Origin of the sequence: Pseudomonas sp. ANT_J28, from assembly GCF_008370005.1 — a bacterium.
Lineage (GTDB): Bacteria > Pseudomonadota > Gammaproteobacteria > Pseudomonadales > Pseudomonadaceae > Aquipseudomonas > Aquipseudomonas frigoris.
Window position 1 is genome coordinate 1 of record NZ_VOBM01000063.1, and the last position, 23,125, is coordinate 23,125.

Consider the following 23,125-nt stretch of genomic DNA (forward strand, 5'->3'; position numbering starts at 1 on the left):
GAAGAAGAACATGCCGATGACATGGCCGACCTGCTGAAAGATATGTAGCGCCTAGTAAACCGCGTGCGCGAGCAAGCCCGCTCCCACATTGGACCGCGGTCCAATGTGGGAGCGGGCTTGCTCGCGAAGGCGTCATGACAGACACCAACAAATTACCGGGTGGGTTTGACGGTCACCGGCGCCTTGCCGGCCTTCATCTGCTCCAGCAACGGCGCGCACTGATTCGGCTCGCCACCGCTCGGCGCCACCAGCGCCAGCAACCCTGCCGCCGGTGCGGCAATTACGCCCAACGCCACCATTCCCGCCCCGCGCAGTATCAGCGGCACAGCCTTCACACCCGCATCTGGCTTGATGAATTTGCCCCGCACATACAGCGGCGAACGCAGCGAAATCAACCGCCAGCCCTTTGATTCCGGGGTGATGGTCAGGTCCAGTTGCTCAGTAGCCATGTTGGCGGTGCCATCAATGTAGATAATCGCGTTTTCGGTATCGAAGACGAACAGACGCGTGGTCGCCAGTCCGGTCTTGATGTCGAAGTCGGCGGCAGCGCAGTTGATCTTCACTTCCTTGTCGCCAAAGATCTTGCCCACCACATAGTTGCCGACGTTGAGCCCTGCCAACTCCATGAGTTCGCGGCTGATGGCACCGTCATTGATCAGCATCTTCAGATTGCCATTGGCGGTGCCCAGCAGTTTGGCCACCGAGTTGCCACGACCGGTGATGTCGGCATCGCCATTGAGCTCGCCGAAACTGGTTTTCATCGGCTCAAAGGTCGGGAACAACTGCTTGAGTTTGAACTTGCGTGCGGTGAGTTTTGCCCGGCCTTCCAGCGGTTCGGTTCGGCCATTGAGGCGAATCTGAGCATCCAGGTTGCCACCGGCCACGCCGAAGCGCAGGGGCTCAAGGCTCAGCACACCGTCAGTGAGTATCAGGTGGGTGTAGAGATCGTTGAACGGCAGTTTTTCGCTATGGACGATGCGCTTACCGGTGAACTCGACGTCAGCGTCCATATCGCGCCAGCGCTCGGTTTTAAACTCTTCGACCGGCAAGACCTTGTCCGCCGGCTGCTTGCTTTCGCCACCACGGGCCTTTTGTTTGGCGTTGGAATCGGCACCGATCAGCGGAGCCAGGTCGGCAAACAGCAGCTGATTGGATAGCAATGAGCCGCTCAGCTTCGGTCGCGGCTGGCTGGCGACATAGGCCAAGCTGCCATGGATGTCGCTCTGACCGATCTTGCCGTTGAATTCTTCGTAACGGAACACCGCACCGTCCGCTTCATGCAGCTTGGCAATCAAGTGGCCGTCAGTCTCGTACGGCGGTGTGTCCGGCAGGGTGACGCCGGTCAGCGGGTAGAGATTGCCCAGGCTGGTGCCGGCCAGTTTCAGGCGTAAATCCAGAGCGCCGAGGTTCAGTGGATCGATGAGGGTGCCGGCCAGTTCGACCCGGGTGTCGGCGATCGTCACTTGAGCCTGAAGCGGAAACGGTATGGCCGCGTCCTGCAACGCCAGCAGGCCGCCGATCTTGCCTTCGCCCGCGAGTTTCTGGCTGTGGTATTGGCCTTTGACCTTCAGCGCGAACGCGTAATCCTGCGGCGCGGCACCCTTTTCCGACGCGGTTTTCGCGGCTTTGTCACCGACGATGTCGCTGAACGGAATCGGTTTGCCCAGCGGATCGATGCTCAAGTCGAGCTGAGTCTTCAGGTTCTGGTCGTCGAGGGTGATGTGGCCTTTATCGAAGCCAATCGCACCGATGTCCACCACCCAGCTTGAAGGCTCGGCGTTCGGGTCTTTGGGGTCGAACTTGAAGGTCCAGTTGGCGCGACCGTCGGCCAGGCGCTGGAGGTCGGCATTCGGTTCGGTCAGGTCAATACGCGGGATCACCACGCGCTGCACCAGCAAGGCCAGGGGCGAGAGGCGCAACTCGACGCGTTTGAGGGTGACCATCTGCGGCTTCTTCGACCAGTCCGGGTTGCCCAGGCTCAAGTCCTCCGCCACAACATGCGGCCACGGTACCCACGCGCGCCAACCGTCCTCGTCGGGTTCACGTTGCCAGACCACTGCGAGGTTGCCGTTGATGGCGAACGGGCGGTGCAGCTCTTCGGAAACTTTGGCGTTAAGCGGTGGTTTGATCCGGTTCCAATCGAAGAACACGATGATCAGAACCAGTACGGCCAGCAGGACAACGAGGCTGGCGAGGGTCCAGGTAAAAATTTTTCGAGTGCGCGTCATTGCACAGGGCTCCTGATACGACTGAGCGCCCTGACTGCGACGCACGTTTGAAACGTTAGGCCAGAACCGGCCTGCCATGGAGTCTAGGACTGGGAAATGGCGTTCAGGTTTAACCGAAATACCGCTTAACGCTCAAATAATCGGCCGGCGACAGAATGCTCCTCAATCCAGCGTTACCGGACCCGCACTTTTGCAAGGCGCCAGTGAGTCGAAAATACCCATCACAGCGCAAAAACGTCCGCCGGAAACGCCCGATTTAGAGCCGTCCCACGGAACAATCAATTCCGTTGATTATTACCATTGCGTTTATGAACTTTTATATCGACTTATCGAGAGTAGCATTGCCCTCGTACCCACTTTATCGCCCTCCTACGGAGCACCCAATCATGAAACGCCAATTACTGTTTAGCCTTACCCTCTCGATGCTGGCCAGCACGGCTTTCGCCCTGCCAGCTGCTGACCAGGCGACCCCACAAGTCAAATCCACCCACTCGGTGTTCAGCCAAACCGTCGCCGAAGGTGGCAATGATCGCCTGAAAGAAAAAGGCCTGATCACCCAGGATGGCTCGGACCGTACTCCACAAGGTCAAACCCTGGCTGCTGACGGTTCCGGTCGCACTCCACAGGGTCAAACCCTGGCTGCTGATGGTTCCGATCGCACTCCACAGGGTCAAACCCTGGCTGCTGACGGTTCCGATCGCACTCCACAGGGTCAAACCCTGGCTGCTGACGGTTCCGACCGCACTCCACAAGGTCAAACCCTGGCTGAAGGTGGTGGTGACCGTGTCATCGAACGCAACAGCGCTTTGAGCTGAGCCTATGGCGGCCCTGAAAAAAAGCCCAATCTCCGGATTGGGCTTTTGACGTTATAGAGGCCTCACTTCCCCGCTTGATCCCCCGATAGTCGTTCGACGCCGGCAAAGCCGATTTGCTAGAGTGCGCCGCTGTCTTATCCAGAAAATACCCTTGCGATGCTGCCCCGCGCCGAACAGAAACAACAGACCCGCAACGCCCTGATGGACGCTGCCCGCCACTTGATGGAATGCGGCCGAGGATTCGGCAGCCTGAGCCTGCGCGAAGTCGCCAGAACCGCCGGGATCGTGCCCACTGGTTTCTACCGGCATTTCGCCGATATGGATGAACTGGGCCTGGTGCTGGTGAGTGAAGTCGGTCAGACCTTCCGCGAAACCATTCGCCTTGTGCGCCACAACGAGTTCGTCATGGGCGGCATCATCGACGCCTCGGTGCGGATCTTTCTCGACGTGGTTACGGCCAATCGCTCGCAGTTCCTGTTTCTGGCTCGCGAGCAGTATGGCGGCTCGCTGCCAGTGCGCCAGGCCATTGGCCGCTTGCGCGAAGACATCAGCTCGGACCTGGCGGCCGACTTGTCCTTGATGCCGAAGCTGCAACACCTGGACATCGCCGGCCTGAGCGTCATGGCCGATCTGATTGTTAAAAGTGTGTTTGCGACCTTGCCGGACATCATTGATCCGCCAGCGCAGGCGCTGCCAGAGCATCTGACGCCCCAAGCAAAGATCACCCAGCAGTTGCGCTTTATCTTTATTGGCCTTAAGCATTGGCAAGGTTTGGGCAGCACCGAATAACCCCTGTGGGAGCGGGCTTGCTCGCGAAGGCGTCGGTACATCCAATATCTATGTGACTATAAAACCGCTTTCGCGAGCAAGTCGAATCGTCGCACCGCCGCTCCCACATGAAACACCGACCTCGCTGCAATTTGGTGCGCCAAACATTCTCCCGCACCAAATCAACCCAAAAACCTGCAACATCCCGGAACACCCACTGAGCTCCGACAGGCATTTCCTACGTATCACCCGATTGGCAAGCCCCTTGCTCTAGCCTAAGCATTGTCCATTGCTGGAAGCCTTCCGATGCTGGTGATTCATCGCAGAATCGACCCTCAACCCGTCTGGGCCGCCGAGTTGCACCTGACCTTCGAAGCCCGGAGCAAAAGCCGTTTGCGCTGTTTCAGTGCCGAGGGTGAAGACGTCGGGCTGTTTTTGGAGCGCGGTCAGCCACCGCTGTACGACGGCGAATACCTGCAAGCCGAAGACGGGCGCATCGTCCGCGTCTGCGCCCGCGCCGAACAATTGCTCCACGTCACCTGCGCCAATGCTTTCGAACTGACTCGCGCCGCCTACCACCTCGGCAACCGACACGTCGCCCTGCAAGTTGGCGATGGCTGGTTGCGCCTGCTCGACGACTACGTGCTCAAGGCCATGCTCGAACAGCTTGATGCCAAGGTCGAGAACATCGAAGCGCCGTTCCAGCCGGAACATGGCGCCTACGGCGGCGGCCACCACCATTCGCGTCACGGCGATGAAGACTTCAACTACCCGCCGAAACTGCACCAGTTCGGCGTACGGCTATGAACCCAGCCTGGGCGCTGTTGCGCCTGGCCAGTCCGCAGTTGCCGATTGGCGGTTACAGCTATTCCCAAGGCCTGGAAATGGCGGTGGATAACGGCCGCGTCAGCGATTCCGATAGCGCGCGGCGCTGGATCAGCGATCAGCTAATCCTGAATCTCGCACGCTTCGAAGCGCCACTGCTGTTCGCTCATTGTGTGGCCGCGGCAGAAGAAAACTGGGACGAACTGCTGCAACGCTGCGAAGAACATCGCGCCAGTCGGGAAACCCGCGAGCTGCATCAGGAGAGCCGGCAGATGGGCTACTCCCTTCAACAACTGCTCAATGGTTTGCCGGAACTCGATGCCCTGGCCCGCACCGTTCTTGAACAACGTCCCGAGCCGCACCTGGCCCTCGGCTGGGCACTGGCCGCTCGCGCCTGGAATATCAGCCCGCAAGACGCGCTGGCGGCGTGGCTCTGGAGTTGGCTGGAAAACCAACTGGCGGTGTTGATGAAAACCCTGCCGCTGGGTCAGCAAGCCGCGCAACGCCTGACCAGCGAACTGCTGCCGCTGCTGCAAGAGGCCCAGCAGAACGCCACCCGAATCAACCCCGAACACTATGGCAGCGCCGCTTTCGGCCTGTCCCTGGCGTGCATGGCCCATGAGCGCCAGTACAGCCGTCTATTCCGTTCCTAGGGCCTGTTATTTTGGAGAAGCACATGAACACACAACCTCTGCGCGTCGGCATCGGCGGCCCGGTCGGTTCCGGCAAAACCGCTCTGACTTTGGCCCTGTGCCTGGCCTTACGCGACCGCTACAACCTGGCGGTGGTAACCAACGACATCTACACCCGTGAAGACGCCGACTTTCTGGTGCGCAACGAAGCACTGGCACCGGAGCGGATCATCGGTGTGGAAACCGGCGGCTGCCCGCACACGGCGATTCGCGAGGACGCCTCGATCAACCTTGAAGCCGTGGATCAACTGAACCGCCGTTTTCCGGGGCTGGACCTGATCCTCGTGGAGTCCGGTGGCGACAACCTGTCCGCCACCTTCAGCCCGGAACTGTCCGACTTGACCATTTACGTGATCGACGTCTCGGCCGGCGACAAGCTGCCGCGCAAAGGTGGGCCGGGGATCTGCAAATCGGATCTGCTGGTGATCAACAAAATCGATCTCGCGCCATTGGTGGGTGCGTCGCTGGAACTGATGGACAGCGACACCAAGCGCATGCGCAACGGCAAGCCATTCGTTTTCAGCAACCAGAAAACCGGCCTCGGCCTGGAAGAAATCATCGCCTTCATCGAACGCCAGGGCCTGCTGACAGCGGCGTGAACACGATCAATTTTTATCAACAAGGAAGCTTTTCCATGACACTTAAACGCATTCTGGGCGCCATGGCCCTGCTGCTGACCCCGGCCATCGCCTTCGCCCACCCGGGGCATGGCGACAACGGTTTGATCGCCGGTATCAGCCACCCGGTCGGTGGCCTCGACCACTTGTTGGCGATGGTTGCGGTCGGTTTGTGGGCGGCGCAGCAGAAAGGCGCCGCACGATGGGCGCTGCCGTGCACATTCGTCGGCATCATGCTGATCGGCGGGTTGCTGGGGTTTGAAGGGCTGAACCTGCCAGCGCTAGAGAGCGGAATTGCGGCGTCGGTGCTGGCGCTGGGTCTGGCAGTGGCTTTGGCAGTGCGTCCGTCGTTGAGCCTGGCTGTTGCGGTAACCGCTTTGTTTGCGCTGTTCCACGGCGTGGCCCATGGCTTGGAATTACCGGACATGTCTAGCCCTTGGGCGTATGCCGCAGGGTTTGTGGCGGCGACGGCTGCGTTGCATGGGTTGGGTTACGCCATCGTGCGGGTGTTGCCTCAAGCGGCGGCGCCGTTGGTTCGACTGGCGGGTGCAGCGTCGGCGGCGACCGGCGTGTGGTTGCTGGCGGGATAAACGCTCAAAGATCTTTCCCACGCTCTGCGTGGGACCGATCAACGCGCGCTCTCTGCTAACATGTCGCGCAATCAACCCTGCCGTGACGACGCCAGCCAATGCCGCCTGCTTCCCGCTCCGCCTCCCAGCCTGAATTGACCGCTCTGTTTGCTTCGGTGCAACAGCACTTCCAGGACGTGATCGTGCCGCTCTGGCAAGGTCCCGGCTGGAATGCCGACATGGCACTGCCCTATGAGGCGCTGGACGCCGGGCACCAACCGCTGCCGCCCCAACGCTACCGGGCCATGGCCTGCGCGCGGCAGCTCTACCTGTTTTCCGGCCTAATCGGCCAGGTACCGGCCGCCGAAGAGCGCGCCGCAGCGCTGTTCCGTTCCTTGCAGCAGCATTTCCACGATGCCGAGCATGGCGGCTGGTTCTATAGCGTCGACCCGCACGGTGCTCCGCTGGATCAGCGCAAAGACCTCTACACCCACGCCTTCATCCTGTTCGCCTGCGCCCATTACTGGGACAAGGTCCGCGAGCCGCTGGTGGAATCGGTGCTCAACGCTGCACTGGAAGTGGTCGCGCAGCGCTTTGCGACAGGCGACGGTCTGTACGAAGCCAGCCTCGACCGTGACTGGTCCTCGCTCGAGTCCGGACCGCTGCAAAATCCCCTGATGCACTTGGCCGAAGCCTTCCTCGCCACGCTGTCGGTGCGCAAAGACGTCGCCGTGCAAGACTCTCTCGTCGAGTTATGCACAGCGATGCAGAAGCGTTTTATCGACCCGCAACACGGAGTGTTGATGGAGAAACCGCTGGGAGCTGTGGATAACTGGTTTGAACCGGGGCATCAGTTCGAGTGGTATTTCCTGCTGGAATCGTCTTCGTTGCTGCGCGGTTCGACACTTCACGCTTCTCTGGAACGCGCCTTTGCGTTCACCGAACAACTGGGCGTCGATCAACAGACCGGCGCCGTGCGGGCGATGCTTGACCTGGTACCGAACGGCCCACCTCGGGACGCTACGCAGCGAATCTGGGCGCAGGCTGAATACCTGCGCGCCCTGACCTTGCGGCCAGACAGCGAGGCCGCGGTGCTGCGCCAATTGCAGGCGCTGCAGCAGCACTCCCTGCATAAGGGTGGCTGGTATGAGTGTCGTGATGAGAATGGTGACGTCACCCGCCGGGACATGCCATCGACCACGCCTTATCACTTGGCAACCTGCTATCGCGGATTAGCCGACTATCTTCGTTGATTGGGCGATCGCCTTCGCGAGCAAGCCCGCTCCCACACTGGACCTGTGTTCGCAGGACTAATGTGGGAGCGGGCTTGCTCGCGAATGGCCGTTACGCGGTCTTAAGCCTTGGCATTACGCTCAATCGCAAACCCGCTCCACGTCTGGCTCACCGGCATCAGTTCCAGGCTGTTGATGTTGATGTGCGCCGGGGCATTGAGCACCCAGAAAATGGTGTCGGCGATGTCTTGCGGCTGGATCGGCTCGGCACCGGCGTAGGTGGCGTTGTAACGCTCCTGGTCACCGGCGAAACGCACCAGTGAAAACTCGCTTTCGCACAGGCCCGGCTCGATATTGCTCACCCGCACGCCCGTACCTTGCAGGTCGCAGCGCAAGTTCAGGGAGAACTGTTTAACGAACGCCTTGCTCGCGCCATACACATGGCTGCCCGGGTACGGGTAGTTGCCGGCGATGGAGCCAAGGTTGACGATGCCGGCGCCGCGACCGTGAGCAATCAGGCGGGGCAACAACAGGCGAGTGCTGTACATCAGGCCCTTGATGTTGGTGTCGACCATGGTGTCCCAATCGTCGAGGTCGCACTTGGGCGCCGGGTCAACGCCCAGGGCCAGGCCGGCGTTGTTGATCAGCCCGCGCAGCTTGGCGAAGGACGGCGGCAGGTTGGCAATCGCCTCCTCCATGGCCTTGCGATCACGCACGTCGAGCACCAGGCCATGGACCTCGGTCTGCTTCGACAACTCGGCGCACAGCGCATTGAGGCGCTCTTCACGACGGCCGGTCAGCACCAGTTTCCAGCCGGCGTCGGCAAAACGACGGGCGCAGGCTTCACCAAAACCGGAGGTCGCGCCGGTAATAAACAGGGTGTTGGACATCGTGTTCTCCTTGCTTCGGCTGATCGGCAGCCACTGGAATAGAAAATCAGCAGGCAGCATGCCCGGCCTTGCCCACAGCGGCAACTACCGTACAAGCTGTACAAAAAACGATCAAAGATTGCCACGCCTTGCTCGCCGTGGCTTTCAGCCATGTGCGCGCACCTTATCCACAGGCCGGTCCACAGTTTCCGGGGGCAAGTGGAAAAGCTGTAAGCCGCTGAGCACAAGGCTTTGCGGGCAAATTGGAAATTTTTTTGCTTGACCCTGGAACGCCGGCTGTGTAGCCCATGGCATTTTGCACGACTGACCGGTCATACCGACGATGGCGCCAAGCCAGTAACTACGGCCTTCAGCCGAGTCTTTCCAGAGTTTAACCACAGACTTATCCACAGGCAGCACCACTCCATTTCGCCCTGCTTTCGTCACCAACAAAAAGGTTGACAAAGCCCGCGCGCGGTCCCGTAAAAACACCTGATCAAAAAACAACCACAACTCTGCAAGCCACGGTTTCAAAGGCTTTCAGCCAGCTACTCCCACGTTATTCACAGCCAGCTCCACAGCAAACGGGGACAAGTCAAAACCGTGACAAAACAACTATTTGCAGCGGCTTTATGTCGCGCTTTGAGAGCTTGTGAATATTGTTTTCCACAATTTCAAAAAACCTTTACGACCGGCATAAAAAAACGCCCTGACGTGGATGCGTCAGGGCGTTTTTTATGTGCTCAGCCGTTTAGTGGCCGCCGAGATAGGCGTTACGCACTTCCTCGTTAACCAACAGCTCCTTGCCGGTGCCCGTGAGGCGGATCTCGCCGTTGACCATCACGTACGCCCGGTCCGACAGTTTGAGAGCGTGGTTGGCGTTCTGTTCCACCAGGAAGATCGTCATGCCGGTTTTCGCCAGTTCCCGCAGGGTCGCGAAGATCTGTTTCACCACAATCGGCGCCAGACCCAGGCTCGGCTCGTCAAGCAACAGCAGTTTCGGCCGACTCATCAACGCACGCGCGATGGCGAGCATTTGCTGCTCACCGCCGGACATGGTCATCGCCCGCTGGGTGCGCCGCTCTTCGAGTCGCGGGAACAACTCGAACATGCGTTGCATGTCTTCCTTGGCGTACTTGTCACCGATCGGAATGGTACCCATCAGCAGGTTTTCCTCGACTGTCATGTCGGGGAACACCCGCCGGCCTTCCGGCGATTGAGCGATGCCGTTGGAGGCGATGTAGTGGGACGACTTATGGGTGATATCCACACCCTGATAGATGATCTGCCCATCCGCCGCCCGCGGCTGACCGAAAATCGACATCAGCAGGGTCGATTTGCCGGCGCCGTTGGAACCGATCAGGCTGACGGTTTCACCTTCATTGATGTGCAGCGAGACTTTCTTCAGGGCCTGGATCGGCCCGTAGAACACATCCAATTCCTTGAGTTCGAGGATGGGTTGGCTCATAGCACCACTTCCTCTTCATCGGCGCCCAGGTAGGCCGCAATCACTTTCGGATCGTGTCGGATAGCGTCGGGGCCGCCCTCGGCGATGACGATGCCGTGGTCCAACACCACGATGTGGTCGGAAATGCTCATTACCATGCCCATGTCGTGTTCGATCAGCACCACGGTCAGATCGTGCTCGTCGCGCAGCAGCCGGATCATCGCGCTCAGCGCTTCGGTTTCCTGAGGGTTGAGGCCGGCGGCCGGTTCGTCGAGGCAGATGATCTGCGGCCGGGTGCACATGGCCCGGGCGATTTCCAGACGGCGCTGCTGACCGTAGGACAGTTCACCGGCCAGACGGTTGGCGCAGTCCACCAGATCCACCACTTCCAGCCAGTAGAACGCGTGGTCCAGCGCATCGCTTTCGGCTTTGCGATAACCCTTGGTGTTGAGGATGCCGGCCAGCATGTTGCGGTTGACCCACATGTGTTGGGCCACCAGCAGGTTTTCCAGCACCGACATTTCCTTGAACAGGCGAATGTTCTGAAACGTCCGCGCCAGGCCGGCACGGTTCACCAGGTGGGTGCCGCCGAACATCTTGTAGTACATCCGACTGGCAAAGGATTTCGGCGAGACGAAATCGGTGGGTTTGAACGATTCGCCCAGCAGCTTGATAACGTTGGTTTGCTCGCCACGCACGTTGAGTTCGATCTTGCCGCCCGAGGCCTTGTAAAACCCGGTCAGGCAGTTGAACACGGTGGTCTTGCCGGCGCCATTGGGGCCGATCAGGGCGAAGATCGAGTTGCGTTTGACCTTCAGGCTGACATCGTTCAACGCCTTGATGCCGCCGAAGTGCATCATCAGCTTCTCGACCGAGAGTACGACTTCGCTCATGGCGCTACTCCTTTACGCGGGGTCACACCGGTACGGCTGATCCGAATCAGGCCGCGCGGTCGCCAGATCATCATCAACACCATCAGGATACCGAACAGCAGCACGCGATATTCCGCGAAGCCACGCAGCAGTTCCGGGGCGACGGTCAGCACGAATGCCGCAATCACCACGCCGATGGTCGATCCCATGCCGCCGAGCACCACGATGGCGAGGATCAATGCCGATTCGAAGAAGGTGAACGAGGTCGGGTTAACGAAACCTTGATAGGTGGCGAAGAACACGCCGGCCAGACCGGCCGTCGATGCACCGATGGTGAACGCCGAGAGTTTGACCAATACGTGGTTCAGCCCCATGGAGCGGCAAGCGATTTCGTCTTCACGCAAGGCTTCCCAGGCGCGACCGACCGGCATGCGGGTCAAGCGGTGCTTGATGTGCAACACGGCCAATACCACCAGGAACAACACCGCGTAGATAAAGTAATACTTCACGTCCGGGTTGTAGGCGATGCCAAAGAACTCATGGAACGGCACACCGCCCTCTTTCGCCCTTTTGCCGAACTCGATGCCGAAGAAGGTTGGCAATGGAGCGGCCATGCCATTCGGGCCTCCGGTCAGGGACAGCCAGTTATTAAGGATCAACCGGATGATTTCACCGAAGCCCAGGGTCACGATTGCGAGGTAGTCACCGTGCAGGCGCAGCACCGGGAAACCGAGGATGCAACCGGCAAGGCCAGCGGTAATCGCCGCCAGCGGCAGCACCGTCCAGAAGCCCAGACCGAGGTATTGGTAACCGAGCGCCAGACCGTAGGCACCGATGGCGTAGAACGCCACATAACCCAGGTCGAGCAGACCGGCCAGGCCGACCACGATGTTCAGCCCCAGGCCCAGCAATACGTAGATCAGCCCGAGGATGACCACGCCCAGCAGGTAGGAGTTGGAGAAAAACGGGAACACCACGGCAATGACGATCAACAGCGGGATGATCCAGCGCAACCGGGATTTGTAATCAGGCGGCAGTACATGAACCCCGGAGCCGGTGCTTTCAAAGCCTTCGAGAATTCTCAGACCCTTCGGCGTTTGCAGGAACAGGCTCAAGGCAAAGCGGCCAGCCATGACGATAGCGACAATCCATGCCACGCGGGTCGGCTGCAGGTTGAAGCCATAGCCGTCGAGGACGATGCCGACAATCGGGCCGAACACAATCAGGGCGACAAGGCCGGCGAGAATCGCGTCAACCAGGCTTCTTTTGATATCAATGGTTTTTTTAGTGGTTGAAGACATCGCTTACACCTTCGACACAAGAGGACGGCCGAGCAGGCCTTGAGGCCGAAAGACCAGAACAAGAACGAGCAGCGAGAAGCTGAAAACGTCTTTGTAGTCCGAGTTCACCAGACCTGAGAACAGTGATTCGGAGATCCCCAGAATAATCCCGCCGAGCATGGCGCCAGGCAGCGAACCGATCCCGCCGAGTACCGCGGCAGTGAACGCTTTGATCCCAATGACGAAGCCTGCGTAGAAGTCGAACGTGCCGTAGTTCATGGTGATCAGCACGCCGGCCAGGGCCGCCATCGCTGCACCGATGATAAACACGTAGGAAATCACACGGTCGGTGTTGATCCCCAGGATCGAGGCCATCTTGCGGTCTTGCTGGGTGGCGCGGCACATACGGCCGAGCTTGGTGTACTTGATGACGTAGGTCAGCAGGGCCATCCCGACAAACGCGGCGATCAGAATGAAGATCTTGGTGTAGGTGAGCTGGACGAAGCCGCTCCCGACTTCAACTCGCCATGCACCGGTCAGCAGTGTGGGCACGCCTTGTTGACGGGCGCCCTGGGCGATCTGTGCATAGTTTTGCAGGATCAGCGAAATACCGATGGCGCTGATCAGCGGTGCCAGTCGTGTGGAGTTGCGCAACGGTTTGTAGGCGACGCGCTCGATGACCCAGCCATACACCGCCGTGACGATGATGGTGAAGACCAGTGTGCCGAGCATCAGCAGAGGGAAGGATTCAATACCGAAGTAAGCCAGCAGAGCCAGACTGATCGCCGCGAGGTAAGCGGAAATCATGTAAACCTCGCCGTGGGCGAAGTTGATCATGCCAATGATGCCATAGACCATTGTGTAGCCGATGGCGATCAGGCCATAGACCGACCCGAGGGTCAGGCCGTTGACCAGTTGCTGCAGGAAAATACCATCCATAACGCAATCTCACGCATTTGAGAGACTGCACAGAAGCCGTGTACGACGGACCGGGGTTCAGCCGCCGGCGCAACACGGTTGTGTGCAGCTCTACGAGAAAAGACAGGTACTGCACGGACATGTTGATTGATGGCCCGGCGCACAAGGCGCCGAGCCATCAGCAGTTCATATCACTTCTGTTTTTCCAGTTGGTGGTATTTGCCGTCCTTGTCCCACTGGTAAACCACGTAGTCGGAGACTTTCAGGTCGCCCTTGGCGTCCCAGGTCTTCTCGCCCATCACGGTTTGGACCTTGTTGGCTTTCAGCCATTTGGCAGCGTCTTCACCCTTGTTAGACTTGGCGCCATTGAAGGCAGCCGCCAGGGTCTGGACCGAAGCGTAGGCGTACAGGGTGTAGCCTTCAGGCTCGGTGCCTTTTTTGCGGAACTCGTCCACTACGGTTTTGCTGTCTGGCAGCAGACGCGGGTCGGCGCCGAAGGTCATGTACACGCCGTCAACGTTCTGCGGGCCACCGGCGGTGGTCACCAGCTCGTCGGTCACGATGCCGTCATCGGACATGAACTTGACGTCTTTGAGGCCCTGTTCACGCAGTTGGCGAACCAGTGGACCGGCTTCCGGGTGCAAGCCGCCGAAGTAGACCACATCGGCACCGGCCGCACGGATCTTGGTCACCACGGCGCTGAAGTCTTTCTCACCGCGGGTCAGGCCTTCGTACAACACCGGCGTTACGCCACGCTTGACCAGTTGAGCCTTGGTGGCGTCCGCCAGACCTTGGCCGTAGGTATCTTTGTCGTGCAGGACCACGACTTTCTTGCCTTTGAGCACGTCGACGATGTAGTCGCCGGCCACAATGCCTTGCTGGTCGTCACGCCCGCACATACGGAACATGGCACCCAGGCCGCGCTCGGTAACCGCCGGGTTGGTGGAACCTGGAGTGATCGCGATGATGCCCGCTTCGTCGTAGATCTCCGAAGCCGGGATGGTCGAGGAGGAGCAGAAGTGACCGACTACGCCAGCGACTTTCTGGTTGGTCAGGTCCTTGGCGACCGTCACAGCCTGTTTCGGTTCGCAGGCGTCATCGCCCTTGACCAGTACGATTTTTTCCCCGTTTACGCCGCCCGCTGCGTTGACCGCATCGGCCGCAGCCTGTGCACCCTTCATGTACTGCTCGCCAAATGCCGCGTTGGCGCCTGTCATCGGCCCCGCCACACCGATTTTCACATCAGCCTGTGCAAACGCAGAAACACCCAACGCAGTTGCCACTGCGAGGGCCAAAAAGCCTTTCTTGTAAAACGTCTGGGACATGAGGTGGTGCTCCAAGGTTTTTTTTAGTTGGCACTGCGACTTCCTGAATGCTCAGAGCAAGGGCCGTGCCATCGGTTTTTTATTCTGAAAAAAGTCGCTGCTTTATTGTTATTTCGACTGTTTCGATCCCATTTTCATTGGGTGTGCAACCGTCTAAACCGCGGAAGGTGAAACCATTTATTTTTAAAGGCGCAACCCGAACGCGCCATCATTGCAACCGCGGCGCCAAACGACGTGCAACCAGCCTGTAACAACGTGCGTCACCGAAGTGCACACTGCTGGTGCGGAACTGCTACAACCCGCACCTTTTACAGGCTAGTCGCTGCGCGAAAAAGCGCCGCTTTCAGCAACAAATTTCAACAATCAAATAACGATCCGCAGGCACTGGCCTGCGTGATACAGCGAGAATCCGGCCTCGTACAGACAGCTGCGCAATCCCACGCCCGCCAATGGCTGCATGGGCGCAAAGGGAATCGGCAGTGCTTGAGGATTTCCGTTACACAGATAATCGGCAAAGGCTTTGCCGACGACAGTGCCAGTAGTGACGCCCCGGCCGTTGTAACCGGTGACTGCCACTAAACCGGGCGCCGGCTCGAACAAACGCATCAAATGATCGGGGGTGAAGGCGATGCAACCGGTCCAGGTGCACTCCCATTCCACCGGCTTGAGGTATGGGAAATAGTGCTTCTGAACCCGGTCGGCCCAGGCTTTGAGGAACCAGGTCGGTTTCTGATTGCCATTACCGAGACTGCCGAGCAGCAGACGGCCGTCCTTATCTCGACGAACACTGCTGAGGACCTGGCGGGTATCCCAGGAACCCTGGCCACCCGGGAGAATTTGCTGCGCAGCCTCTTCGGTCAGCGGGACCGACGCCACTTGATAGTAATAACCGGGGAAGAAGTTGCGCCGCAATTCCGTCCAGTCACCTTCGGTGTAGGCGTTAGAGGCAATCACGACTTGCTCGGCAAGCACCGAACCCTGAGCGGTTTGTACCGACCAGCGTTGGCCCTGACGTTCGAGTCGGGTGACCGGGGAATGATCGAACAACTGGCCGCCGAGACCGATGGCCGCTTTGGCCAGCCCCGTCGTGTAAGCCATTGGGTTGATCGTGCCGGCACGTCGATCGAGCAGCGCAGCGGCAATCTTTTTGGTGCCCGTCGCTTGTTCGCAGGCTTGACCGGTCAGCAGTTCTACCGGCGCACCGCGACGCTTCCATTGTTCTTCACGACTGCGCAAGTCCGCTTCGCCACGGGCGTTGTGCGCCATGTGCAACGTGCCTTCACGTCGCAACTGGCAGTCGATGTTGTACTTATCCACGAGGCTGAACACCAGGGACGGCGCCGCACCGAGCATGCGATTAAGCTGACTGCCGACCGCCTCGCCGAAACCGGCTTCGATCTCGTCCGGTGGAATCCACATCCCGGCATTGACCAGCCCGACGTTGCGCCCCGATCCGCCATGACCGGCGCGATGGGCTTCCAGTACACAGACGCTTTTGCCTTTTTCCAGCAGATGCACCGCCGCCGACAGACCGGTGAAACCGGCACCGATGACGCAGACATCGACCTTTACTTCGCCCTTGAGCGCCGCGTTGTCAGGCCTTTGCGGCGTCAGTTTTTCCCACAGACACTCTTCGCGTAACGGCATTGCCAGACTCCAATCAGAAACCTAACCAACACACAGTTCCCAGCGTGGGAGCGGGCTTGCTCGCGAAAGCGGTGTGTCAGACAACATCAATGTCGACTGACAGATCGCATTCGCGAGCAAGCCCGCTCCCACAGGGGGATCACTGTTCAACTCGAGGTTTAGTCGAACGTAATGCCCTGTGCCAACGGCAACTCCAGCGAATAGTTCACGGTGTTGGTCTGACGGCGCATGTAGCCGCGCCATGCATCGGAACCGGATTCACGACCACCGCCCGTTTCTTTCTCACCGCCAAACGCCCCGCCGATTTCCGCGCCGCTCGGACCGATGTTGACGTTGGCGATGCCGCAGTCACTGCCCACCGCCGACATGAACTGCTCGGCTTCACGTACGTCAGTGGTGAAGATGCACGACGACAGGCCTTGTGGCACGGCGTTGTTCAGGCGCAGGGCTTCGTCGAATTCCTTGTAACCCACCACGTACAGAATCGGCGCGAAGGTTTCGCTGCAAACCACATCGCTTTGCTCAGGCATTTCAACAATGGCCGGCGAGACGTAATAAGCGTTAGGGAATTTGTCTTCCAGTTGGCGCTTGCCGCCGAACACCCGGCCGCCCTCGCTCAAGGCCTGCTCAAGCGCATCCTGCATGTTTTCGAAGCTGTGCTTGTCGATCAGTGGACCGATCAGGTTGCCTTCCAGTGGATTGCCGATGCGCACTTTGGAGTAAGCGGCTTTCAGGCGGGTGACGATTTCTTCTTTCACCGATTCATGGGCAATCAGGCGACGCAACGTGGTGCAACGCTGACCGGCAGTGCCGACGGCGCTGAACAGGATGGCCCGTACGGCCATGTCCAGGTCCGCGCTTGGGCCGAGGATCATTGCGTTGTTGCCGCCCAGCTCCAGAATGCTACGAGCGAAACGTGCGGCGATTTTCGGTGCCACTTCGCGGCCCATGCGGGTACTGCCGGTGGCGCTGATCAGCGCGACACGCGGGTCATCGACCAGGGCTTCGCCGGCATCGCGACCGCCGATGATGACTTGGCTCAGGTGCGGAGGCGCGTCGCTGAAGTTCTTCAGTACGCGGTCGAACAACGCCTGGCAGGCCAGGGCGGTCAGCGGGGTTTTCTCCGACGGTTTCCAGATCACCGGGTTGCCGCAGACCAGCGCCAGCGCGGTGTTCCAGGCCCAGACCGCGACCGGGAAGTTGAACGCACTGATGACGCCGACGACGCCCAGCGGGTGCCAGGTTTCGCGCATGTGGTGGCCAGGACGCTCGGAAGCGATGGTCAAACCGTACAGCTGACGGGACAGGCCGACGGCGAAATCACAGATGTCGATCATTTCCTGAACTTCACCCAGACCTTCCTGAGTGATCTTGCCGGCTTCCCAGGACACCAGCTCGCCGAGGTCGGCCTTGTATTCGCGCAAGATATCGCCCAGTTGGCGGACCAGTTCGCCACGGCGCGGGGCCGGGACCTTGCGCCACAATTCGAACGCATGATCTGCACGACTGATGTGCTGCTCGACTTCAGCGGCGCCTTCCCAGTTCACGGCGGCGATCTGACTGCCATCGATCGGCGAATACACCGGCACTTTGCCGTTCTGGTACAGGGTCGGGTTCACACCAAGACGATCAAGCAATGCGGCAACCATGGGTCACTCCTCAAGCGAAAAACAGAAAACGTGCAGCCGGATTAATTCGGCTGGTGAGGCCTGTAGTTTTAGCGCTCCCGACGTTACCCAACAAACGACCTTTAAGAGAGATATCATTCCGTTTATTCATGCTGCGAATTGCTGGTAAGAAAGAAACAAGAAAAAGGACAACCAATGCTGAATAAACGCTACTTGCCGTCGATCACCGCGCTGCAGTGTTTTGAGGCCGTAACCCGGCATTTGAGCTTCACCCGGGCGGCTGAAGAGCTGAACCTGACCCAGAGCGCTGTCAGCAAACAGGTCGCGCAACTCGAAGAATTGCTGCAGCACCTGTTGTTCCGCCGGGTACGCCGACGCCTGCAAATGACCCCGGCCGGTGATTTGTATCTGGTGGAGGTACGAAAAATCCTCACGCAGGTCGAGATGTCGACCCACTACCTGCGCTCCTACGGCGGTGAAACCGAAGTCCTGCGCGTCTCGACGCCTCCGACCTTCGGCGCGCGCTGGCTAGTGCCACGCTTGAAAGGCTGGCGCCTGCGCCATCCCTCGATCCATCTGGACCTGTGCAGCGAACAGGAAGCCGACGATCTGCTGCAAGGTCGCAGCGACCTGGCGTTTTATTTCGGCCAGGGCTCACGACCCGGCACTGAATGCCTGAAGCTGTTCGGCGAAGAGCTGGTGCCGGTCTGCGCACCGGGCAGCCTGCCGAACACGCCGTTCACCGATCCTACGCAACTCACCGACCTGGTCCTGCTGCAAAACGCCTCCCGGCCCCAGGCCTGGCACGACTGGTTCGACAGTCAGGGCTACCACACCGAACACAGCTACCACGGCCCGCGTTTCGAAACCTTTTACATGTGCATCCGCGCAGCTCAGGTCGGCTGCGGTGTGGCGCTGTTGCCGCGGTTTTTGGTGGAAGAGGAATTGGCCGACGGCAAACTGGTCATACCCTGGCAGCACGCAATGCCCAGTACCGATGCCTATTACCTGGCGTACCCGGAGCATTCGGCGGAAGTGCCGAAGGTGCGGGATTTTGTGAAGTGGATGCTGGAACAGATCGATAACCCGGACATACCGCAAATTTGAAGCTACACACAATCCCTGTGGGAGCGGGCTTTCTCGCGAAAACGGTGGGTCAGGCGACATCAATAGCGACTGACCGATTGCATTCGCGAGCAAGCCCGCTCCCACAGGGATTGTGTGTAGCCAAAAAAATCGCTGGCAATCACCACTGCCGATATGCGCCACTAGCCCATTCATTGAAACAGCTGCAACGTCGCCGCCACGGGCCGTGGCCAGCCTGGAGAACCCCGTTATGAGCGAGAGCGTGTTTGGCGATCGCATCGTGCAGAACCTGCTCGACACCGACTTCTACAAACTGACGATGATGCAGGCGGTGCTGCACAACTACCCGAATGTGGAAGTCGAATGGGAGTTTCGTTGCCGTAACAGTGAAGATTTGCGCCCGTATCTGGCGGAAATCCGCTTCCAGATCGAGCGCCTTGCCGAATTGAGCCTGAGCGCCGACCAGTTGAGTTTCATGGAGCGCATCAGCTTCATGAAGCCGGATTTCCTGCGCTTTCTCGGGTTGTTCCGCTTCAATCTGCGCTACGTCCACACCGGTATCGAAAACGGCGAGCTGTTCATCCGCCTGCGCGGGCCATGGCTGCACGTGATCCTGTTCGAAGTGCCGCTGCTGTCCATCGTCAGCGAAGTGCGCAATCGCTATCGCTACCGTGAGATCGTCCTGGAACAGGCGCGCGAGCAGCTCTACCGCAAGTTCGACTGGCTCACCGCCAACGCTAGCGCGGAGGAATTGTCCGAATTGCAGGTCGCCGATTTCGGCACTCGTCGTCGCTTCTCGTACCGCGTGCAGGAAGAAGTGGTGAACGTGCTCAAGCACGATTTCCCCGGTCGTTTTGTCGGCACCAGCAACGTGCACCTTTCACGGGAGCTGGACATGAAGCCGTTGGGCACCATGGCCCACGAATGGATCATGGCCCATCAGCAACTCGGCCCGCGGCTGATCGACAGTCAGATTGCCGCCCTCGATTGCTGGGTCCGCGAGTACCGTGGCCTGTTGGGGATCGCCCTCACCGACTGCATCACCACCGATGCCTTTCTCAGCGATTTCGATCTGTACTTCGCCAAGCTGTTTGACGGCCTGCGCCATGATTCCGGTGATCCGGTGCTCTGGGCAGAAAAGGCCATTGCGCACTATCACAAGCTCGGCATCGACCCGATGAGCAAGACGCTGGTGTTCTCCGACAGCCTGACGCTGCCCAAGTCCCTGGAGATTTTTCGGACGCTGCGCGGCCGGATCAATGTCAGCTTTGGCATCGGCACCAACCTGACGTGCGATATTCCGGGTGTTGAACCGATGAGCATCGTGCTTAAAATGGCCGCCTGCAACGGCCAGCCCGTGGCAAAGATTTCCGATGAGCCTGGCAAGACTCACTGCAAAGATCCGAATTTCGTCGCCTATTTGCGACACGTTTTCAAAGTACCTGCCGCCCTTACCAGCACATCAAGCACATCTAGCAAGGAGTGAATTCATGCAAGCCGAACAGCGTGAGATTGCTGAACAGCTCAAGGTCCAGCCGCCGTTCGCCGACCAGGCCGCCCTCGAGGCTGAAGTCGCCCGGCGGATTACCTTCATCCAGGACTGCCTGGTCAATTCCGGGCTCAAGACCCTGGTACTCGGCATCAGCGGCGGCGTCGACTCCCTGACCGCCGGCCTGCTGGCCCAGCGTGCCATGCGCGAACTGCGCACCCGCACTGGCGACAACAGCTACAAGTTCATCGCTGTGCGCCTGCCATACGAAACCCAGTTCGACGAACACGACGCCCAGGCCTCGGTGGATTTCATCGCCCCGGACGAGCGCCACACCGTAAACATCGGCCCGGCGGTCAAAGCCCTGGCCAGTGAAGTAGCGGCCTTTGAAGGCAAGCACGCGGTCTCGGTGGATTTCGTGCTCGGCAACACCAAGGCGCGGATCCGCATGGTCGCCCAATACACCATCGCCGGCGCGGCCCATGGCCTGGTGATCGGCACCGACCACGCGGCGGAAGCGGTGATGGGCTTTTTCACCAAGTTCGGTGATGGCGCCTGCGATCTGGCACCGCTGAGCGGTCTGGTGAAAAACCAGGTCCGGAACATCGCCCGAAGCTTCGGCGCACCGGAATCTCTGGTGGAAAAAATCCCCACGGCCGACCTTGAAGACCTGTCGCCCGGCAAACCGGACGAAGCGTCCCACGGTGTGACTTATGCCGAGATCGACGCGTTTCTGCACGGAGATCCGGTGCGTGAGGAAGCGTTCAAGATTATTTGTGACACGTATAAAAAAACTCATCACAAGCGAGTGATGCCGTTTGCGCCTTGATCGGCTGAACGATCAGGCATAAAAAAAACGTCCCAGGTGGGACGCTTTTTTATGCGTTCGATTCGATTACTTCAGGGTAACCGTGCCTTTCATCATTGAGATGTGGCCCGGGAACGAGCAGAAGAAACCGTATGCTTCACCGGCGGCCAGTTTCGACACGTCGAAGGTCACCGAATCTTTCTCGCCAGCACCGATGATTTTGGTGTGAGCAATAATGCGTGCATCACCTTCCGGCAGGTAGTTCTTGTCGATGCCTGCGGCCAGGCCTGCGGTGGCGATGGGCTGCATGTCAGCCTCTTTGCTCAGCACCCAGTTATGGCCCATGACGTTTTTCGGCAGGCTGCCGGAGTGGGTCAGCTCGACGGTGAAGGTTTTGCAGCTCTTGTCGATTTCAATGGCCTTGCTGTTGAAGGACATCTGGTCGGTGGAGTCGATGGTGGTCTTGCACTCGGCAGCCATCAATTGACTGCTGGCCAGCGTCAGCAGGGATACCGCAACAAGTTTGGCAAACATGGTGAATCTCCAAGGCAGGGTTAACAAAAGTGCGAATGGACAGAAGACTGCCTGAAAACTTCGCAAGTTCCTATGACCTGAATCAAAAATTGTATACAACTTTCGGGCTATGACACCTATCGAAACAATCTACCAGCCAGACGTCTGGGGCGGCCCTATCATCAGGTCGTCCTCACCCATCTGGAGCGTCAGTCATGTCCCTTAACAGCCTGTTGCGCAGTTTGCTCGCCGTCTACGCCTGTGGCGCCAGCGGAAGCTGTGAAACACCTGAACGCGAAGTGTAGACCTTGGAACGCAGCGTGCCTGCCTTTACTCTGTGGTCATCCTGACCGTGGAGTAAGGCATGTCTTTAGCGTCCGTTTGTGTATTTTGCGGTGCCAGCACTGGCACCAACCCGGCTTATCGTGAAGCGGCTGTCGCCTTGGGGCGAGCATTGGCCGAGCGTAAGCTGACTCTGGTCTATGGCGGCGGCGCCGTCGGGCTGATGGGCATCGTCGCCGATGCTGCGCTGGCGGCGGGCGGTGAAGTGATCGGGATCATCCCGCAAAGCCTCAAAGACAAAGAAATCGGCCACAGCGGCCTGACTCGTCTGGAAGTGGTCGACGGCATGCATGCGCGCAAGGCGCGGATGGCCGAGCTCAGTGACGCCTTTATCGCCCTGCCCGGTGGCCTGGGCACACTGGAAGAACTGTTCGAAGTCTGGACCTGGGGCCAGCTCGGCTACCACGGCAAACCGCTGGGGCTGCTGGAAGTGAACGGTTTCTATAGCAAATTGACGTCTTTTCTCGATCATATCGTCGGCGAAGGCTTCGTTCGCGAACCGCACCGTGACATGCTGCAAGTGAGCGAATCGCCGCAAACCCTGCTCGATGTATTGGACGCCTGGCAGCCGACAGTGGTGCCAAAGTGGATCGAGCAAAAACCCAGCTAACGGCTGGGCATCGATACAGGGCAGAATACGCGCCGCTCAACCTCACCTTCGACCCCAGAGGATCGCCCATGGCTAAACCCAATTATTCCTTCGCCAAACGTCAGAGAGACTTGGCCAAGGAGCAGAAGAAAGAGGAAAAGCTTCAGCGCAAGAAAGCTACAGCTGAAGAAGAAGCCGCCGCACTGAACCCGGATGCAGAAGGTGAAGTGGCCGCAGAAGATGATGTTGAAGCACCGAAAGATCAGGCGCCCGACGCCTGAGACCCTCAGGGCCCGATGATCTGATCAGGCCCACCGGATCTGTGTCCAGGGTCAGCAGTCACTTTGCTGACCCTCACAGTCCCCTCTGAAATACCCCCATCTAGAAACTATTTACACATCTCCACTGTGGGAGCGGGCTTGCTCGCGAAAGCGGTGTGTCTGCAGTGGTCTAATTTCCCCGGACACCCCGATAGGTGGAAAATACACCTATTGAGGAGTTCTCCATGACCGACAAACGCAAAGTATTCGACGACAGCTTCAAGCTGGAAGTTGTAAAGATGATCA

23 protein-coding genes are annotated in these 23,125 nt (G+C 59.1%); 12 read left to right on the forward strand and 11 right to left on the reverse strand.

Annotated features, from left to right (window positions below):
* Positions 1-152: 152 nt before the first annotated feature.
* Positions 153-2,228: an AsmA family protein gene (locus FQ187_RS28060; protein WP_149631969.1), complete on the reverse strand. Its 2,076-nt coding sequence runs from the start codon at positions 2,226-2,228 to the stop codon at positions 153-155.
* Between the two features lie 386 nt (positions 2,229-2,614).
* On the opposite strand from FQ187_RS28060, the gene FQ187_RS28065 reads away from it, so the two are divergent.
* The 7 genes from FQ187_RS28065 to FQ187_RS28095 all read left to right on the forward strand — a co-directional run bounded on the left by FQ187_RS28065 (position 2,615) and on the right by FQ187_RS28095 (position 7,767).
* The gene (locus tag FQ187_RS28065) at positions 2,615-3,043 is read left to right on the forward strand and encodes a hypothetical protein (protein WP_149631970.1); all 429 of its coding nucleotides are present in this window, start codon (positions 2,615-2,617) and stop codon (positions 3,041-3,043) included.
* A gap of 156 nt (positions 3,044-3,199) precedes the next feature.
* A complete protein-coding gene (locus FQ187_RS28070) occupies positions 3,200-3,832 on the forward strand; it encodes a TetR family transcriptional regulator (RefSeq protein ID WP_033055580.1) in 633 nt (210 codons plus the stop codon).
* A 285-nt stretch (positions 3,833-4,117) separates the two neighbouring features.
* The gene (gene ureE / locus FQ187_RS28075) at positions 4,118-4,618 is read left to right on the forward strand and encodes an urease accessory protein UreE (protein WP_095127367.1); all 501 of its coding nucleotides are present in this window, start codon (positions 4,118-4,120) and stop codon (positions 4,616-4,618) included.
* Positions 4,615-5,289, forward strand: coding sequence for an urease accessory protein UreF (locus FQ187_RS28080; protein WP_149631971.1), 675 nt, complete (start codon positions 4,615-4,617; stop codon positions 5,287-5,289). The genes ureE and FQ187_RS28080 overlap by 4 nt, the downstream gene beginning before the upstream one ends.
* 23 nt (positions 5,290-5,312) lie before the next feature.
* Positions 5,313-5,927, forward strand: a complete 615-nt coding sequence (ureG, locus tag FQ187_RS28085) for an urease accessory protein UreG (protein WP_008157381.1) — start codon at positions 5,313-5,315, stop codon at positions 5,925-5,927.
* Positions 5,928-5,962: 35 nt separating this feature from the next.
* Positions 5,963-6,535: a HupE/UreJ family protein gene (locus tag FQ187_RS28090; RefSeq protein ID WP_149631972.1), complete on the forward strand. Its 573-nt coding sequence runs from the start codon at positions 5,963-5,965 to the stop codon at positions 6,533-6,535.
* A gap of 98 nt (positions 6,536-6,633) precedes the next feature.
* Entirely contained in the window at positions 6,634-7,767 is a 1,134-nt protein-coding gene (locus FQ187_RS28095) for an AGE family epimerase/isomerase (RefSeq protein ID WP_149631973.1), read from the forward strand.
* Between the two features lie 101 nt (positions 7,768-7,868).
* Here FQ187_RS28095 and FQ187_RS28100 read toward each other — a convergent pair whose 3' ends face one another.
* The 9 genes from FQ187_RS28100 to FQ187_RS28140 all read right to left on the reverse strand — a co-directional run bounded on the left by FQ187_RS28100 (position 7,869) and on the right by FQ187_RS28140 (position 17,753).
* Positions 7,869-8,636: an SDR family oxidoreductase gene (locus tag FQ187_RS28100; protein WP_149631974.1), complete on the reverse strand. Its 768-nt coding sequence runs from the start codon at positions 8,634-8,636 to the stop codon at positions 7,869-7,871.
* A gap of 144 nt (positions 8,637-8,780) precedes the next feature.
* Positions 8,781-9,149 (reverse strand): hypothetical protein, encoded by a 369-nt coding sequence (locus tag FQ187_RS30640; RefSeq protein WP_256667473.1) that lies wholly within the window; start codon positions 9,147-9,149, stop codon positions 8,781-8,783.
* A 217-nt stretch (positions 9,150-9,366) separates the two neighbouring features.
* The gene (locus FQ187_RS28110; RefSeq protein WP_149631975.1) at positions 9,367-10,083 is read right to left on the reverse strand and encodes an ABC transporter ATP-binding protein; all 717 of its coding nucleotides are present in this window, start codon (positions 10,081-10,083) and stop codon (positions 9,367-9,369) included.
* A complete protein-coding gene (locus FQ187_RS28115; RefSeq protein WP_149631976.1) occupies positions 10,080-10,955 on the reverse strand; it encodes an ABC transporter ATP-binding protein in 876 nt (291 codons plus the stop codon). Before FQ187_RS28115 ends, FQ187_RS28110 begins: the two co-directional genes overlap by 4 nt.
* Positions 10,952-12,235: a high-affinity branched-chain amino acid ABC transporter permease LivM gene (gene livM / locus FQ187_RS28120; RefSeq protein WP_129438932.1), complete on the reverse strand. Its 1,284-nt coding sequence runs from the start codon at positions 12,233-12,235 to the stop codon at positions 10,952-10,954. Before livM ends, FQ187_RS28115 begins: the two co-directional genes overlap by 4 nt.
* 3 nt (positions 12,236-12,238) lie before the next feature.
* Positions 12,239-13,153 carry a branched-chain amino acid ABC transporter permease LivH gene (locus FQ187_RS28125; RefSeq protein ID WP_149631977.1) on the reverse strand — a complete coding sequence of 305 codons (915 nt, stop codon included), beginning with the start codon at positions 13,151-13,153 and terminating at the stop codon, positions 12,239-12,241.
* 170 nt (positions 13,154-13,323) lie between these two features.
* The gene (locus tag FQ187_RS28130; protein ID WP_149631978.1) at positions 13,324-14,457 is read right to left on the reverse strand and encodes a branched-chain amino acid ABC transporter substrate-binding protein; all 1,134 of its coding nucleotides are present in this window, start codon (positions 14,455-14,457) and stop codon (positions 13,324-13,326) included.
* Positions 14,458-14,820: 363 nt separating this feature from the next.
* Complete coding sequence (locus tag FQ187_RS28135; RefSeq protein ID WP_149631979.1) at positions 14,821-16,104, reverse strand: FAD-binding oxidoreductase; 1,284 nt, start codon at positions 16,102-16,104, stop codon at positions 14,821-14,823.
* 158 nt (positions 16,105-16,262) lie between these two features.
* Positions 16,263-17,753 carry an aldehyde dehydrogenase family protein gene (locus FQ187_RS28140; protein ID WP_149631980.1) on the reverse strand — a complete coding sequence of 497 codons (1,491 nt, stop codon included), beginning with the start codon at positions 17,751-17,753 and terminating at the stop codon, positions 16,263-16,265.
* A gap of 174 nt (positions 17,754-17,927) precedes the next feature.
* Here FQ187_RS28140 and FQ187_RS28145 point away from each other — a divergent pair, with 174 nt between their 5' ends.
* From FQ187_RS28145 to nadE, 3 genes are all read left to right on the forward strand, one after another.
* Positions 17,928-18,839 carry a LysR family transcriptional regulator gene (locus FQ187_RS28145; protein WP_149631981.1) on the forward strand — a complete coding sequence of 304 codons (912 nt, stop codon included), beginning with the start codon at positions 17,928-17,930 and terminating at the stop codon, positions 18,837-18,839.
* A gap of 229 nt (positions 18,840-19,068) precedes the next feature.
* A complete protein-coding gene (gene pncB / locus FQ187_RS28150) occupies positions 19,069-20,304 on the forward strand; it encodes a nicotinate phosphoribosyltransferase (RefSeq protein WP_149631982.1) in 1,236 nt (411 codons plus the stop codon).
* 4 nt (positions 20,305-20,308) lie between these two features.
* A complete protein-coding gene (gene nadE, locus FQ187_RS28155; protein ID WP_149631983.1) occupies positions 20,309-21,136 on the forward strand; it encodes an ammonia-dependent NAD(+) synthetase in 828 nt (275 codons plus the stop codon).
* A gap of 66 nt (positions 21,137-21,202) precedes the next feature.
* On the opposite strand, the gene azu is transcribed toward nadE, so the two are convergent.
* Positions 21,203-21,649, reverse strand: a complete 447-nt coding sequence (gene azu / locus FQ187_RS28160) for an azurin (RefSeq protein ID WP_149631984.1) — start codon at positions 21,647-21,649, stop codon at positions 21,203-21,205.
* 343 nt (positions 21,650-21,992) lie between these two features.
* Between azu and FQ187_RS28165 the strand changes: the two genes are divergently transcribed.
* Both FQ187_RS28165 and FQ187_RS28170 read left to right on the forward strand, forming a co-directional pair.
* On the forward strand, positions 21,993-22,580 hold the full coding sequence (locus FQ187_RS28165) for a TIGR00730 family Rossman fold protein (protein ID WP_149631985.1): 588 nt from the start codon (positions 21,993-21,995) through the stop codon (positions 22,578-22,580).
* A gap of 68 nt (positions 22,581-22,648) precedes the next feature.
* Positions 22,649-22,840: a hypothetical protein gene (locus tag FQ187_RS28170; protein ID WP_018928487.1), complete on the forward strand. Its 192-nt coding sequence runs from the start codon at positions 22,649-22,651 to the stop codon at positions 22,838-22,840.
* The last annotated feature ends 285 nt before the right edge of the window (positions 22,841-23,125 follow it).

Excerpts from the sequence above, each read along its gene's own strand:
- FQ187_RS28060 (WP_149631969.1), bottom strand. The coding sequence starts at position 2,228 with ATGACGCGCACTCGAAAAATTTTTACCTGGACCCTCGCCAGCCTCGTT.
- FQ187_RS28065 (WP_149631970.1), top strand. The coding sequence starts at position 2,615 with ATGAAACGCCAATTACTGTTTAGCCTTACCCTCTCGATGCTGGCCAGC.
- FQ187_RS28070 (WP_033055580.1), top strand. The coding sequence starts at position 3,200 with ATGCTGCCCCGCGCCGAACAGAAACAACAGACCCGCAACGCCCTGATG.
- ureE (WP_095127367.1), top strand. The coding sequence starts at position 4,118 with ATGCTGGTGATTCATCGCAGAATCGACCCTCAACCCGTCTGGGCCGCC.
- FQ187_RS28080 (WP_149631971.1), top strand. The coding sequence starts at position 4,615 with ATGAACCCAGCCTGGGCGCTGTTGCGCCTGGCCAGTCCGCAGTTGCCG.
- ureG (WP_008157381.1), top strand. The coding sequence starts at position 5,313 with ATGAACACACAACCTCTGCGCGTCGGCATCGGCGGCCCGGTCGGTTCC.
- FQ187_RS28090 (WP_149631972.1), top strand. The coding sequence starts at position 5,963 with ATGACACTTAAACGCATTCTGGGCGCCATGGCCCTGCTGCTGACCCCG.
- FQ187_RS28095 (WP_149631973.1), top strand. The coding sequence starts at position 6,634 with ATGCCGCCTGCTTCCCGCTCCGCCTCCCAGCCTGAATTGACCGCTCTG.
- FQ187_RS28100 (WP_149631974.1), bottom strand. The coding sequence starts at position 8,636 with ATGTCCAACACCCTGTTTATTACCGGCGCGACCTCCGGTTTTGGTGAA.
- FQ187_RS28110 (WP_149631975.1), bottom strand. The coding sequence starts at position 10,083 with ATGAGCCAACCCATCCTCGAACTCAAGGAATTGGATGTGTTCTACGGG.
- FQ187_RS28115 (WP_149631976.1), bottom strand. The coding sequence starts at position 10,955 with ATGAGCGAAGTCGTACTCTCGGTCGAGAAGCTGATGATGCACTTCGGC.
- livM (WP_129438932.1), bottom strand. The coding sequence starts at position 12,235 with ATGTCTTCAACCACTAAAAAAACCATTGATATCAAAAGAAGCCTGGTT.
- FQ187_RS28125 (WP_149631977.1), bottom strand. The coding sequence starts at position 13,153 with ATGGATGGTATTTTCCTGCAGCAACTGGTCAACGGCCTGACCCTCGGG.
- FQ187_RS28130 (WP_149631978.1), bottom strand. The coding sequence starts at position 14,457 with ATGTCCCAGACGTTTTACAAGAAAGGCTTTTTGGCCCTCGCAGTGGCA.
- FQ187_RS28135 (WP_149631979.1), bottom strand. The coding sequence starts at position 16,104 with ATGCCGTTACGCGAAGAGTGTCTGTGGGAAAAACTGACGCCGCAAAGG.
- FQ187_RS28140 (WP_149631980.1), bottom strand. The coding sequence starts at position 17,753 with ATGGTTGCCGCATTGCTTGATCGTCTTGGTGTGAACCCGACCCTGTAC.
- FQ187_RS28145 (WP_149631981.1), top strand. The coding sequence starts at position 17,928 with ATGCTGAATAAACGCTACTTGCCGTCGATCACCGCGCTGCAGTGTTTT.
- pncB (WP_149631982.1), top strand. The coding sequence starts at position 19,069 with ATGAGCGAGAGCGTGTTTGGCGATCGCATCGTGCAGAACCTGCTCGAC.
- nadE (WP_149631983.1), top strand. The coding sequence starts at position 20,309 with ATGCAAGCCGAACAGCGTGAGATTGCTGAACAGCTCAAGGTCCAGCCG.
- azu (WP_149631984.1), bottom strand. The coding sequence starts at position 21,649 with ATGTTTGCCAAACTTGTTGCGGTATCCCTGCTGACGCTGGCCAGCAGT.
- FQ187_RS28165 (WP_149631985.1), top strand. The coding sequence starts at position 21,993 with ATGTCTTTAGCGTCCGTTTGTGTATTTTGCGGTGCCAGCACTGGCACC.
- FQ187_RS28170 (WP_018928487.1), top strand. The coding sequence starts at position 22,649 with ATGGCTAAACCCAATTATTCCTTCGCCAAACGTCAGAGAGACTTGGCC.